The sequence below is a fragment of the Pengzhenrongella frigida genome (assembly GCF_004168625.1).
Taxonomy (GTDB): domain Bacteria; phylum Actinomycetota; class Actinomycetes; order Actinomycetales; family Cellulomonadaceae; genus Pengzhenrongella; species Pengzhenrongella frigida.
On the sequence record NZ_SDWW01000022.1, the window covers coordinates 56098 to 67797 of the forward strand.

14 protein-coding genes and 3 tRNA genes are annotated in these 11700 nt (G+C 71.7%); 6 read left to right on the plus strand and 11 right to left on the minus strand.

The genetic code is table 11. The annotated features are described in order from the left end of the window. Positions 1-5 precede the first annotated feature (5 nt). Complete coding sequence (locus tag EUA98_RS10545; protein WP_130102644.1) at positions 6-1454, minus strand: MFS transporter; 1449 nt, start codon at positions 1452-1454, stop codon at positions 6-8. Between the two features lie 332 nt (positions 1455-1786). Between EUA98_RS10545 and EUA98_RS10550 the strand changes: the two genes are divergently transcribed. From EUA98_RS10550 to EUA98_RS10560, 3 genes are all read left to right on the plus strand, one after another. Beyond that, a complete protein-coding gene (locus EUA98_RS10550; protein WP_242511388.1) occupies positions 1787-2899 on the plus strand; it encodes a LacI family DNA-binding transcriptional regulator in 1113 nt (370 codons plus the stop codon). A 77-nt stretch (positions 2900-2976) separates the two neighbouring features. Then, complete coding sequence (locus EUA98_RS10555) at positions 2977-3354, plus strand: hypothetical protein (RefSeq protein ID WP_130102646.1); 378 nt, start codon at positions 2977-2979, stop codon at positions 3352-3354. A gap of 125 nt (positions 3355-3479) precedes the next feature. Continuing rightward, positions 3480-3953: a hypothetical protein gene (locus EUA98_RS10560; protein WP_130102647.1), complete on the plus strand. Its 474-nt coding sequence runs from the start codon at positions 3480-3482 to the stop codon at positions 3951-3953. Here EUA98_RS10560 and EUA98_RS10565 read toward each other — a convergent pair. The 6 genes from EUA98_RS10565 to EUA98_RS10590 form a co-directional block, all read right to left on the minus strand. Further along, a complete protein-coding gene (locus tag EUA98_RS10565) occupies positions 3864-4283 on the minus strand; it encodes a MaoC family dehydratase (RefSeq protein ID WP_130102648.1) in 420 nt (139 codons plus the stop codon). The genes EUA98_RS10560 and EUA98_RS10565 overlap by 90 nt on opposite strands. Further along, on the minus strand, positions 4280-4738 hold the full coding sequence (locus EUA98_RS10570) for a MaoC family dehydratase N-terminal domain-containing protein (protein WP_130102649.1): 459 nt from the start codon (positions 4736-4738) through the stop codon (positions 4280-4282). Before EUA98_RS10570 ends, EUA98_RS10565 begins: the two co-directional genes overlap by 4 nt. Before the next feature lie 28 nt (positions 4739-4766). Beyond that, on the minus strand, positions 4767-4937 hold the full coding sequence (gene rpmG / locus EUA98_RS10575; protein WP_130102650.1) for a 50S ribosomal protein L33: 171 nt from the start codon (positions 4935-4937) through the stop codon (positions 4767-4769). 87 nt (positions 4938-5024) lie between these two features. Then, positions 5025-5101 (minus strand) — tRNA-Met (locus tag EUA98_RS10580). A 50-nt stretch (positions 5102-5151) separates the two neighbouring features. After that, positions 5152-5224, minus strand: a tRNA-Thr gene (locus tag EUA98_RS10585). Positions 5225-5373: 149 nt separating this feature from the next. Next, positions 5374-5455, minus strand: a tRNA-Tyr gene (locus tag EUA98_RS10590). 144 nt (positions 5456-5599) lie between these two features. Here EUA98_RS10590 and EUA98_RS10595 point away from each other — a divergent pair. Together EUA98_RS10595 and EUA98_RS10600 are read left to right on the plus strand one after the other, a co-directional pair. Continuing rightward, complete coding sequence (locus tag EUA98_RS10595) at positions 5600-6097, plus strand: YajQ family cyclic di-GMP-binding protein (RefSeq protein ID WP_130102651.1); 498 nt, start codon at positions 5600-5602, stop codon at positions 6095-6097. 238 nt (positions 6098-6335) lie between these two features. Beyond that, entirely contained in the window at positions 6336-6680 is a 345-nt protein-coding gene (locus EUA98_RS10600; protein ID WP_130102652.1) for a PGPGW domain-containing protein, read from the plus strand. A 191-nt stretch (positions 6681-6871) separates the two neighbouring features. Here EUA98_RS10600 and EUA98_RS10605 read toward each other — a convergent pair whose 3' ends face one another. Further along, positions 6872-7723, minus strand: a complete 852-nt coding sequence (locus EUA98_RS10605; RefSeq protein WP_130102653.1) for an aldo/keto reductase — start codon at positions 7721-7723, stop codon at positions 6872-6874. Between the two features lie 88 nt (positions 7724-7811). Between EUA98_RS10605 and EUA98_RS10610 the strand changes: the two genes are divergently transcribed. After that, the gene (locus EUA98_RS10610) at positions 7812-8690 is read left to right on the plus strand and encodes a helix-turn-helix transcriptional regulator (RefSeq protein ID WP_130102654.1); all 879 of its coding nucleotides are present in this window, start codon (positions 7812-7814) and stop codon (positions 8688-8690) included. Between the two features lie 33 nt (positions 8691-8723). On the opposite strand, the gene EUA98_RS10615 is transcribed toward EUA98_RS10610, so the two are convergent. The 3 genes from EUA98_RS10615 to EUA98_RS10625 all read right to left on the minus strand — a co-directional run. Then, positions 8724-9674, minus strand: a complete 951-nt coding sequence (locus tag EUA98_RS10615; RefSeq protein ID WP_130102655.1) for an aldo/keto reductase — start codon at positions 9672-9674, stop codon at positions 8724-8726. 138 nt (positions 9675-9812) lie between these two features. Next, the gene (gene htpX / locus EUA98_RS10620) at positions 9813-10682 is read right to left on the minus strand and encodes a zinc metalloprotease HtpX (RefSeq protein ID WP_130102656.1); all 870 of its coding nucleotides are present in this window, start codon (positions 10680-10682) and stop codon (positions 9813-9815) included. 101 nt (positions 10683-10783) lie between these two features. Then, the coding region (locus EUA98_RS10625) for a ferredoxin--NADP reductase domain-containing protein (RefSeq protein WP_491562669.1) at positions 10784-11700 on the minus strand (917 nt) is incomplete at its 5' end.

Consider the following 11700-nt stretch of genomic DNA (forward strand, 5'->3'; position numbering starts at 1 on the left):
CGTCCTCACCTTGCGCCCGCAGCAATCGCTCCGGCCGGCGTCAGCTCCTCAGACGCCCCGACTGCGTGATCGGTCACCGGTCTCCCCCAGGTCTCTGGCTCACCGCTACCAGCGGGCCGCGTCGAGTCTGCCAGGTCACGGGAGTCGGCCGGGGCGACGTGGCGGGCCAGGCTGACGCTGATCACCATCGCGATGGTGATCAGCACGAGCGCACGCCGGGTCCCGAGGGACTCGGCCACGATCCCGAGCAGCGGCGGGGCCGCCAGCGACGCGATCGAGGCGAACGCGGAGATGACCGCCACGCGGCCGGCGGCCCGGAGCGGGTCGGCCGAGGCGGCCGAGATCCCGATCGGAAACGCGAGCGCCGCGCCGAGCCCCCATGCGACCACGCCGACCCCGGCCAGCGGGAGCGTCGGCGCGAAGCCGAACAGCAGCAGGCCGACCAGGGAGACGATCCCGGAGATCCGCAGCACGAGGACCGGGTCGTGGCGGTCGAGCAGCCGCGTGCCCAGCAGCCGGACGGCCGTCATCGCCGCGAGGAACATCCCGAAGAAGGCGGCGCCGACGGACTCGGCCTGGTCGAAGCCGTCGACGACGGCGAGCGCCACCCAGTCGTTGGCCGCGCCTTCGGACAGGGCGGCCGCCATGATCACCAGCCCGATCAGCAGGGTGCGCGGTTCGCGCCAGGCGGCGAGCGCGGTGCGCAGCCCGCTGCCGCGGAGGGTGGACGCGAGCGGGATCGCGTGCGCGGCGGGATCGGCGCCTGGCGTCAGCGCGTGGCCGAGCACGACGCCGTCGAGCACGTCACCGGCGACCGCAGCACCCGCACGCGCGGCGCGCCCGCGCGGGGAGGGGGTGTCGAGGATGACGTGCGGGCTGCTGGCGAGCCGGATCGCGGCGCCGACCACCGCGGTCACGGCGAACTGCGTCAGCAGCGAGATCTCGAAGTGCGCGGTGACCGCGCCGGCCAGCGAGCCGAGCACCGCGCCGATCGAGAACACGGCGTGGAACTGCGGCAGGACCGAGCGGCCCATGCGTCGCTCCACCGCCGCCGACTCGACGTTCAGCGGGACGTTGCCGAGCGCGGCGGACACCCCGCCGAGGAACACCCCAGCGACGAGGAGCGGGGTGCTGCCGAGCGCGGGCCCGATGCCCAGCAGCAGGAACGACGCCGCGAACGCGGCGGTGGCGGTGTTGAGCGTGACCAGTCCACCGAACCGCGCGACCACCATCCCGGCCACGGCCACGGTGAGCAGCCCGCCGACCGCCCCCGCGAGCAGCACCACCCCGAGCTCGCTCGGGGACATGCCGAGCGCGTCGCGCACCGCGGGCAGGCGCGCCAGCCAGCTGGCGAACGTGAGGCCCTGGAGGGCGAACAGGCCCATCAACAACCAGCGGGCGCGGGTGAGCGGGGTGGCGGACGACCGACGGTCGGTGGGGCGCGGGTGGAGCATGACGTTCTCTCTTCGGGCGGGTGCGGGCAGTTCTTCGGCAGGTGCGGGCAGTTCTTCGGGCAGACGCGGGCAGTTCAGGCCAGACGCGAGACCGGAGCGGTCCGATGGAGTCGGACCGACCGCCCGTGGTGCTCGGCCATCTGTCGGCCCGGCTCGCCAGTCGCACTGGCCGGTCGAAGGTCGAATCGATTCGATCATCGACCAGCCGAACGGCGCGACCGCGAGGTCGAATCGATTTGATGGTTGCGTCAAGTGTGTGGGTACGCTGGCCGCGCCGTCAAACCCAGTTCCCCGCCCGCCCTACCCGCCCGCCGACGAGAGGTGACCCGCCCGTGAGCACCGGACGCCCGACCCTGGCCGACGTCGCCGTCGCCGCCGGAGTCTCGGTCTCGACCGCGTCGCTGGCCTTCTCGGGAGCGGGCCCGATCGCGGCCGCGACCCGCGACCGGGTGCTCGCCGCGGCCGCCGACCTCGCCTACCCGGGACCGAACCCGCTCGGTCAGCAGCTGCGCACCGGGCGTTCGGGCATCGTCGGTGCCATCTTCGGCGACCGCCTGCGACGCAGCTTCCGCGACCCGGTCTCGATCCAGATGCTCGACGGGCTGGCCCAGTCGCTCGGCGCCCACGACATCGGCATCCTGCTGATCCCGTCCGAGGCCGGCGACGTGCCACCGCTCGTCGCGCACGCCGCGATGGATGCGGCCGTCGTCGTGCTCTGCAACGGGCCCGACGACGCCGTGGTGGCAGCGCTCGCCCGGCGCGGCATCCCGGTGGTCCTCGTCGAGGGCGATCTCGGGGCGCCGACCGAGCGCGACGGACCGGCCGGCCGGGTGCCGGCGAGCCACCCGACCGCGCGGGTGGGGATCGACGACCGCCGCGGCACCGAGGCGCTCGTGCGCACGCTGCGCGCGCTCGGGCACGAGCGCTTCGGCGTCGTCGCCCTCCCCTTCGGCCACGACCGTCGGCTCGGCGAGCCCGATCCCGCGCGCGACCCGCGGTCGGGGTACCTCGCCACGCGACGGCGGCTCGCCGGGATCGCCGACGCCGGCGTCGTCCCCGAGATCGTGATCGAGACCCCGGCGTCCCTGGTGGAGCACGGACGCAGCGCGGGGCACGAGATCTTGTCCCGCCCGGATCCGCCGACGGCGATCATCGCGCTGAGCGACCTGCTCGCCTCGGGGGTCGTCCTGGCGGCTCGCGAGCTCGGGCTCCGCGTGCCCGAGGACGTCTCGATCGCCGGCTTCGACGGGCTCGACCTGCCGTGGCTCGCCCCCGACGTGCTCACGACCGTCCGGCAGCCGCTCGCCGAGAAGGGCCGCCAGGCGGGCGAGGCCGCCATCGCCCTCATCGCCGGCGTCCCGTTCCCGCCGGTGATCCTCCCGGTCCAGTACGAGCAGGGCACCACCACCGCAGCCCCCCGCGCGGCCTCCCACTCGAACGGGTGATCGCTGCGGGTCGTTTCGGGCCTATGGTCGGACCAGGTGAAGCAGTCGCCTCCTGACGAGCCCCCCAAGGACTAGCCATGGCGCGCAACTTCATGTGGACGGACGCTCGGGGACGCACCCACCTCTCGACCGAGGTCCTCGACTCCACGGACGTGACCGACGAGATCCTCCTGATGGCGACGAGGATCAACGACAGGTGGTTCGCCGGCAGCGTCTGGATCGACTGGCGCGAGTTCTTCGAGGACCTGGGCGGCTCGGTGATCCCGTCCTCGGGCCGGGAGCTGGACCTGGGCGACCAGCCCGCGTCGTCGGCGATGAGCCGGATCCAACGCCACATCCAGAAGCGACGCATGGCCGGGCACACCCGGAGCCGGCTCGCCATCGCCTCGCGGCCCGCCGACGACGCGGTGCCGACCCGGGCGACGTTGCGCCTCGTCCAGCCACCCCCGGACTGAAGCGGATCAGCCACCGACACCCGAACACCGGGACGTTCGCCTCTCCACCTGCGAGGTCGTCAGCGGCATCATCGATCGTGATCGCTCATCCGTGAGCGGGGTGGGCGCGGAGCACGGAGGTCGAGATGCATCTGACCTGGAAAGACGGGATGGCGACGGCGTTCGTGGGTGCGGGCGTCGCGCTCTACGGACTGTCGCTGGCCGGCACGACCGTGGCCGGGCTGACCGGGAACCGATCACTGGTCGTCGCGGTCTTCGCCCTGGGAGTGGCCGCGTGCTACACGGCCAAGGCGCAGATCTGGCAGGTGTACGGCGCCGGCGGCGGGCAGCGCTCGCCGATGCCCTACGTCGTGACCATCTCGACGCTGGGCGGCATCACGCTCGTGGCGGGGATCGTGGCGTTCGTGAGCGGCGGTGCCGCGGCGCTGGCGACCATGGTGGCCGCGACGTTCGCGATGTGGGCGCTGGCGACCGTCCGGCATGCGCGGGCTCGAGGGCCCCGACGCGGGCTACAGGCGGACGCGGACCTGGGCCTTGGCCAGCACGCGGGCCGTGGCGTGCGTGACCGTGAGATCGACGCGCACGGTTCCCGCGGCTAGATCCAGCGCGCCCACCGTGCCCGAGACCTCGACGAGCGCGGTCCCCGGGTCGGGCACGGGGACGGGCCGGGTGAACCGCACCTGGTAGTCGACCACGGCACCGGGATCGCCCGCCCAGTCGACGACGAGGTTCACGACGGCACCCATGGTCCACATGCCGTGCGCGATGACGCCCGGCAGCCCGACGGCGGCGGCGACCCGGTCGCTGTAGTGGATGGGGTTGAAGTCCCCGCTGGCCCCGGCGTACCGGACCAGTCGGCCGCGGTCGACCTCGACCACGGCTGTCCCGATCGAGTCGCCCACGGCGAGCTCGGCCAGAATGGGCCTCATGATCCGGCCACCTCCGGCCCGCGCACGGCGATCGTCGAGACGACGGTCGCGACGGGCCCGCCGTCGTCGGCCGTGATCTCCGCGCGGGTGGTGATCATCGCCAGCCCGGCCCGCTCGACGATCGAGTCGACGTGCAGGACCGTGACGAGCCGCATCCCCGCGTGGATCGGGCGATGGTGCGTGAACCGTTCGTCCGCATGCACCACGCGACTGAAGTCGATCCCGGCGTCGGGGTCTGCGATGTACTGCTGCTCGGCGCGCTGGGCGACGACGACCGCGAACGTCGGTGGTGCGATGACGTCCGGGTGGCCGAGCCCGCGGGCCGCCGCGGGGTCGAAGTGCGCCGCGTGCGTGGCACCCACCGCATCCGCGAACTCGCGGATCTTCTCCCGGCCTACCTCGTAGGCCGGGTTCGGCGAGTACTGGCGCCCTGCGAACGCGACGTTGACCGACATGCGTGAACTCGCCTGGAGGGGCGAGCGGTCAGCGGGTCTCGCGGTGCTGCGTGTGCTTGCCGTCGCGCGGGCAGAACTTCGACAGCTCGAGGCGGTCGGGGTTGTTCCGGCGGTTCTTCTTGGTGATGTAGTTGCGCTCCTTGCACTCCACGCAGGCGAGGGTGATCTTGGGGCGAACGTCCGAACTCTTGCTGGCCACAGCGAGCCTTCCTTCACATCTCGCGCCGCTCGCGCGACGCTCGTCAACTACTGCTGCGCGCCGCCGGCTGGCGCGCGAGCTTCATGCTGGTAGCGGGGGCGGGACTCGAACCCGCGACACCACGATTATGAGCCGTGTGCTCTAACCACCTGAGCTACCCCGCCACGCTGGTGACGGGCCGACGCAATGCACGTCGACCCGTCGAACCCAACAGAGCCCCGAAAGGGAATCGAACCCTTGACCTTCTCCTTACCATGGAGACGCTCTACCGACTGAGCTATCGGGGCAGCGCGACCAAAGGTTACACGCCCTGGGGCGTGCCCGCGAATCCCTGCCTGACAAGCCTGCCCGACGGCGACGATACCCGCCTTCGGGAGGGGCTTCTCGGCGCCGGGTACACGAACGGGGCGTCCTCGATGAGGACGCCCCGTGTCGGTGGCGGGTGAGGGATTCGAACCCCCGTAGGCGTTGCCAGCTGATTTACAGTCAGCCCCCTTTGGCCACTCGGGTAACCCGCCAGGCCTGCACGTCGAGCTCCGAGGAGCACCACGCGTCGTGCGGATGGAAGGATAGCAACACCCGGGACGGTCTACGAACTCGCCCCGGTCAAGACCCGCGCGCCGAGGCCTGGCGCGCACCCGCGCGAGCACTGGAGGAACCCCATGGCGAACGAATCGTCGTTCGACGTCGTCAGCAAGGTCGACCGGCAGGAGGTCGACAACGCGCTGAACCAGGCCGTCAAGGAGATCGCCACGCGGTACGACTTCAAGAACGTCGGCGCGTCCATCGCCTGGAGCGGAGAGCAGATCGTCATGATCGCCAACTCCCCCGAGCGGGTGCTCGCGATCCTCGACGTGTTCGAGACCAAGCTGATCCGTCGCGGGATCTCGCTGAAGAGCCTCGACACCGGCGAGAAGGAGCCGCGCCTGTCGGGCAAGGAGTACCGCCTGGAGGCCAGCATCGTCGAGGGCCTGAGCAGCGAGAACGCCAAGAAGATCGCGAAGATCATCCGCGACGAGGGCCCCAAGGGCGTCAAGGCGCAGATCACGGGCGACGAGCTGCGCGTCTCGGCCAAGAGCCGGGACGACCTGCAGACGGTGATCGCCGTCCTCAAGGGCGCCGACCTCGACGTGGCGCTCCAGTTCGCCAACTACCGCTGAGGTAGGCGCCTGATCTGGGGTGACGTCTCCGAGGTCGGCAGGGTGGTCCGCGGGAGGGGCAAGGACCGGCGCCACGTCGGAACACGCCGACCGAGACTACGGACAGTTCCGTCTCATCTATCGGGACGAGACGTTCCCGTGGGAACGTCTCGTCCCGCGACAGCTCGCCACCCGCGGAACCTCGGCGACTTGCACCAGGTCGCGACTGCGACGAAGGGCGGCCATGCACAATGGGGGCATGGACCCGAACGGCCCGACCATCGACACCGACGCCGACGCGAGCTCCGGCCCCGCCGCCGGCACGCGGCCCCTCTCGTTGCCGGAGCGAGTCCGGTCCGCCCTCGGCTTCCTGCCTGGCCCGGTCCGGTGGGTCGTCGTCGGGCTCGTGGGCAGCACGCTGGTCGTCGCAGGCATCGCGATGCTCGTGCTGCCGGGCCCGGGTCTGCTCACCGTGTTCGCGGGTGTCGCGATCTTGGCGGCGGAGTTCACGTGGGCCGAGATCTTGCTGCACCGGATGAAGGCGGCGGGCGCGGCCACCTGGTCTCTGATTCGTCGCAAGCCGCGCTCAGGTGCCGCTGGCTGAGGCGGGCTGCAGCTCGACCGTGCCGTCGCGGCGGACCATGATCTGCTCGTCCGGGCACACCGGCCCAGGGACCACGACCACCGGACCAGCGGTGAGCTCGACCGTACCCCCGCACGCGTTCGTCCAGCCTGATTTCCCGACCGTAGTGGGCGAGGGCGCTGGTTCGCCTGGGTGAGGCGTCATCGACGTGCTCAGTGGATCCGCGCGCTGTTGAGATAGCTGACCATGGCAGGGTCGTGGTGGTCGAACGCGAGACTGGCGCCGGTGTCGAGGGTGGCGATGCGGGCCATCTCGTCGTCGGTGAGCAGGAAGTCGAAGACGTCGAGGTTCTCGGCCATGCGCTCAGGTCGGGTCGACTTGGGGATCACGACGACGCCGCGCTGGATGAGCCAGCGCAGCGTCACCTGGGCGACGGACTTGTCGTGCGCCTCGCCGAGCGCGGTCAGGGTCGGGTCGCTGAAGATGTTGTTCTTGCCCTCGGCGAGCGGGCCCCAGGACTCGATCTGCACCCCACGCTCCGCGAGCAGCTCTTGGTACGCGGCCCGCTGGAAGTACGGGTGCGTCTCGACCTGGTTGACCGCCGGGGTGACGTCGCTGTGCTCGATGAGGTCGATGAGCCGGTCGGGGTAGAAGTTGGACACACCGATGGCCGCGATCAGGCCCTGGCGATACAGCTCCTGCATCGCACGCCAGGAGCTGTAGTAGTCCCCGAGCGGCTGGTGGATCAGGTACAGGTCGAGACGGTCCAGCCCGAGGAGCTGCAGGGAGGTGGCGAAGGCGCGCTTGGTGCCCTCCTCACCGCCGTCGTGGATCCACAGCTTGGTGGTGACGAAGAGCTCGTCTCGCGGGATGCCGCTGGCACCGATGGCGCGGCCGACGGCCTCTTCGTTGCCGTAGGCCGCGGCGGTGTCGAGGTGGCGGTACCCGGCGGCCAGGGCGTCGGTCACGACGCGCTCGGTCTCGTCGGCGGGGACCTGGAAGACGCCGAACCCGAGGATCGGCATCGCGACGCCGTTGTTCAAGGTGATGGTGGTGTTGGTCATGGCTCGACCGTAGGCGCGCAAGGGGCCGGGGTGAGAGTCCCTGCCAGGGACTCCCACGGCCCACAGGGACTCGGCTAGCGTCGCGAACATGGACACCCAGAACGACGTGCAGCAGTTCCTCACGGCCCTGCGCGCACGCATCACACCCGAGAGGGCCGGGCTGACGGTCTTCGGTGGGGAGCGCCGGGTCCCGGGCCTGCGCCGGGAGGAGGTCGCTCAGCTCGCCGGCGTCAGCACCGCGTACTACACGCGGATGGAACGCGGCGACCTCGGTGGTGTCTCGGAGAGCGTGCTGTTCGCCCTGGTGCGGGCGCTGCAGCTCGACGCGGCGGAGGCGGCCCATCTGTTCGACCTGGCCCGGTCCGCGACCGGGCCGCGGCGGGGGCCGCGGGCCAAGCCGGAGTCCCGCGTCTCTCCCCTGGTCGCCCAGCTGCTGGAGACCATGCGTGACGTGCCCGCGATCGCGATGAACCGGGTCGCGACAGCCGCCGGTTCCAACGCCCTCGGCCGGGCCCTGTTCCCCCACCTGTTCCCGGCCGACGCCGCACCGCTCAACAGCGCCCGCTACCTGTTCCTCGACGAGCGGTCGCGGAGCTTCTACCCGGATTGGGAGACCACCGCCCGCGAGGCTGTGTCGGCCCTGCGCCTCCTGGCCGGCCGGGACCCCAGCGACCGGGCGCTGATGGCCCTGGTCGGGGAGCTCGCGACCCGCAGCCCCGAGTTCCGGACCTGGTGGGGCGGGCACACCGTGCGCACCCACACCACCGGGACCAAACGGATCAACCACCCCGTCGTCGGCGAGATCACCCTCGCGTTCGAGACCCTCGTCCTGCCGTCCAGCAACGGGATCGTCATCGCCACCTACCTGACGGAACCCGGATCCTCGTCCGCGGACGCCCTCGACCTGCTCCGCAGCTGGGCCGCTCAGCCGCTGAGCTCCCCGAGCGACGCGGCTTCGACACACTAGCGACGCAGAGCCCAGCAGGGATGGCGTCCCCGATCAGGTCCAGGGCCGGGTCGACCGCTCCGCCCAGTAGTCGCGGGCATCCTGCGCGGCCGTGAGCACCTCCTCGACGAGCTCCGGGTCGAGCACCAGACCAGCGGCGACCACGTGTGACGCGAGGTGCTCGGGCGTAGCGGCGCCGGACAGCACCCGCCACGCCCACGGCTGTGCCAGCGCGGCGGCGACGGCGAGCTGGTCGATGGCCACCCCCGCGCGGGAGGCGAGCACCGCGACGTGCCGAACCCCCACCGACCCGTCGTCGCCCCCTGGCGCGAGCCGTCCGTTGGCCACCGACTCCTTGACCACCACCTGGCTGCCGCGCGCGTCAGCCTCCGCCGCCGCGGCGCCGACCGACGGCTCGAGCGGGTTCCAGGTCACCTGGAACGCGGTGAACAGCGGTGCGCCGTCCACCTCGACGTCGAGCGCGGTGCGGATCGCGTCGGCCTGCCGGGGGCCCGACGTCGAGATCCCGACCCGGATGCCCCTGTCGCGCAACGTGGCCAGCTCACGGTGCAGCTCGGTGTCCGCGAGCACTCCGGTGTCCGGGGTCGCCGAGTGCACGAGGTAGCGCCCGAGGTGGTCGCCCAGCAGGTCCCTGGTCAGGGGCCACTGCTCGCGGAACGCGCCGAGCGAGTGATCCTTGACCTCGTGCAGGTCGGCACGCAGCTGCCAGTCACCGACGTAGCGGTAGCCCCACTTCGAACCGACCTCGACATCGACGGCACCACGCGAGGCGAACCAGTGCGCCGCGAACTCCTCAGCGTTCCCGTAGGACCGGGCCACGTCCACGTACCGCAACCCCGCGTCGTACGCGGCGTCGAGCAGCACGTGCGTCCGGCGCTCAAGCTCCTCGACCGTCCGGTTCGCGCCGAGGTCGGGACCGCGGTGGGCGGTGATGTAGGCGGGCCGACCAACAGCTGCCAGCCCGATCCCCAGGCGTGTGCTCATGAGCACCATCCTGCCCCTGGGCGCCTGGGCCCCGGGGCGCCCGTCGCCTCAGCCCGGCAACCACCCCACCCGGGCCCCGCCCGGGCCCCGCCCGGCCGTCCGCGGCTCACCACGGGGGCTGTGCGGGGTGCTGGGCGGTCAGTACGGCGGCGTCCCGGCCATCCGCTGGAGCCGGGCGATGCGCTCCGCCATCGGCGGGTGGGTGGCGAAGAGCTTGCCGACGCCGCCGCCGGCGAACGGGTTGGCGATCATCAGGTGCGAGACGTCGACCAGGTCGCGGTCCTGAGGCAGGGGCGCCCGCTGCGTCCCCGTCTCCAGCTTGCGCAGGGCGGACGCCAGCGCGAGCGGGTCGCCCGTGAGCCGGGCGCCGTCCTCGTCGGCGTCGAACTCACGGGTGCGGCTGATCGCCATCTGGATCATCATCGCGGCGAACGGCGACAGGATCGCGAGCGCGATCGCGGCGAACGGGTTGCCGCCGCGATCGCGGTCGGACCCGCCGAAGAAGAGCAGGAACTGCGCGAACGACGTGATCAGGCCGGCGACGGCAGCCGCCACGGACGAGGTGAGGATGTCCCGGTTGTAGACGTGCATGAGCTCATGACCCAGCACCCCGCGCAGCTCGCGCTCGTCGAGCAGCTGGAGGATCCCCTCCGTGCAGCACACGGCCGCGTTGCGCGGGTTGCGGCCGGTCGCGAACGCGTTCGGCGCCGCCGTCGGCGAGACGTACAGCCGGGGCATCGGCTGGCGGGAGGTGGTCGACAGCTCGCGCACGATCCGGTACATCGTGGGCTGCTCGAGCTCGCTGACCGGCTGCGCCCGCATCGCGCGGATGGCGATCTTGTCCGAGTTCCAGTACCCGTACATCGTGCCGAGCACGCCGACGCCGGCGAAGACGAGGAACAGGCTGCGGTTGCCGCCGCCGACCAGCGCGTAGATGCCGAGCAGCACGGCCCACATCACGCCGAACAGCGCCGCGGTCTTCAGCCCGTTGTAGTGCCGGTGACCCATGGCTGTCCTCACCTCGTGTCCGGCGCTCAACTGCGCCCGATGTCCTGCCCGGACAACGCGCACACCGCCCGGCACGTTCCTTCGTGCCGGTGACGAGGGGGTCAGGCGGTGGCCGGCGGCTGGGGCAGGGCGAGGGCGATCGCCGTCATCTCCTCGCGCGGCACGACCTTGATCCGCTCGCGCCCGGCGGCGGTTCCGAGCGCGATCTCGTGCGCGTCCAGCACCTCCCAGTCGGCCCACTCGATCACCGGCACGCCACGAGCGGACAGGAAGTCGATCACCGCGCTCGGGTCGGGCTCCGGTGCGGTGCGCAGCGCGGCGCCGTCCTGCTCGGTCGCGTCCTCGACCAGGTGCCGGATCGTCTCGGCGGCGTCGGACTTCGTGTGCCCGATCAGGCCGATCGGTCCGCGCTTGATCCAGCCGGTCGCGTAGACCCCGGGCACCTGCTCACCGTCGACGTCGATCACCCGGCCCTCGCGGTTCGGGATCACGCCCCGGAGGTCGTCGAAGGGGATGTCGACCAGCGGCGAGCCGAAGTACCCGACCGCCCGGTAGACCGCCTGCACCGGCCAGTCGTGGAACTCGCCCGTGCCCGACGCCGTCCCGTCGCCGTTGAGCGCGGTGCGCTCGGTGCGCAAGGCCACCACGTGGCCGTCCTCGCCGAGCACCTCCACCGGCGCGTGCAGCAGGTGCAGGTGGATGCGGTGCGAGGCCGTCTGCTCGTCGGGCTCGATCAGGGTCCAGTCCGTGAGGGTCTTGACGACCTGCTTGGTCTGGTTCGAGGAGTGGATCGCCGCCATTGAGCCCTTGTCGAACTCGAAGTCCTCGGGGTAGACGACCACATCGACGTCGGGCACCTTGCCCAGCTCGCGCAGCTCGAGGGAGGAGAACTTGACCTGGGCCGGGCCGCGGCGCGCGAAGAGGTGCACGTCGGTGACCTGGGACGCCTTGAGCTGCTCGTAGACGTTGGCCGGGATGTCGGTCGGCAGCAGGTCGTCCGCGTGCTTGGCGAGGATGC

Excerpts from the sequence above, each read along its gene's own strand:
- htpX (WP_130102656.1), bottom strand. The coding sequence starts at position 10,682 with ATGGGTCACCGGCACTACAACGGGCTGAAGACCGCGGCGCTGTTCGGC.
- EUA98_RS10610 (WP_130102654.1), top strand. The coding sequence starts at position 7,812 with ATGGACACCCAGAACGACGTGCAGCAGTTCCTCACGGCCCTGCGCGCA.
- EUA98_RS10605 (WP_130102653.1), bottom strand. The coding sequence starts at position 7,723 with ATGACCAACACCACCATCACCTTGAACAACGGCGTCGCGATGCCGATC.
- EUA98_RS10595 (WP_130102651.1), top strand. The coding sequence starts at position 5,600 with ATGGCGAACGAATCGTCGTTCGACGTCGTCAGCAAGGTCGACCGGCAG.
- EUA98_RS10555 (WP_130102646.1), top strand. The coding sequence starts at position 2,977 with ATGGCGCGCAACTTCATGTGGACGGACGCTCGGGGACGCACCCACCTC.
- EUA98_RS10545 (WP_130102644.1), bottom strand. The coding sequence starts at position 1,454 with ATGCTCCACCCGCGCCCCACCGACCGTCGGTCGTCCGCCACCCCGCTC.
- EUA98_RS10560 (WP_130102647.1), top strand. The coding sequence starts at position 3,480 with ATGCATCTGACCTGGAAAGACGGGATGGCGACGGCGTTCGTGGGTGCG.
- EUA98_RS10600 (WP_130102652.1), top strand. The coding sequence starts at position 6,336 with ATGGACCCGAACGGCCCGACCATCGACACCGACGCCGACGCGAGCTCC.
- EUA98_RS10615 (WP_130102655.1), bottom strand. The coding sequence starts at position 9,674 with ATGAGCACACGCCTGGGGATCGGGCTGGCAGCTGTTGGTCGGCCCGCC.
- EUA98_RS10565 (WP_130102648.1), bottom strand. The coding sequence starts at position 4,283 with ATGAGGCCCATTCTGGCCGAGCTCGCCGTGGGCGACTCGATCGGGACA.
- EUA98_RS10570 (WP_130102649.1), bottom strand. The coding sequence starts at position 4,738 with ATGTCGGTCAACGTCGCGTTCGCAGGGCGCCAGTACTCGCCGAACCCG.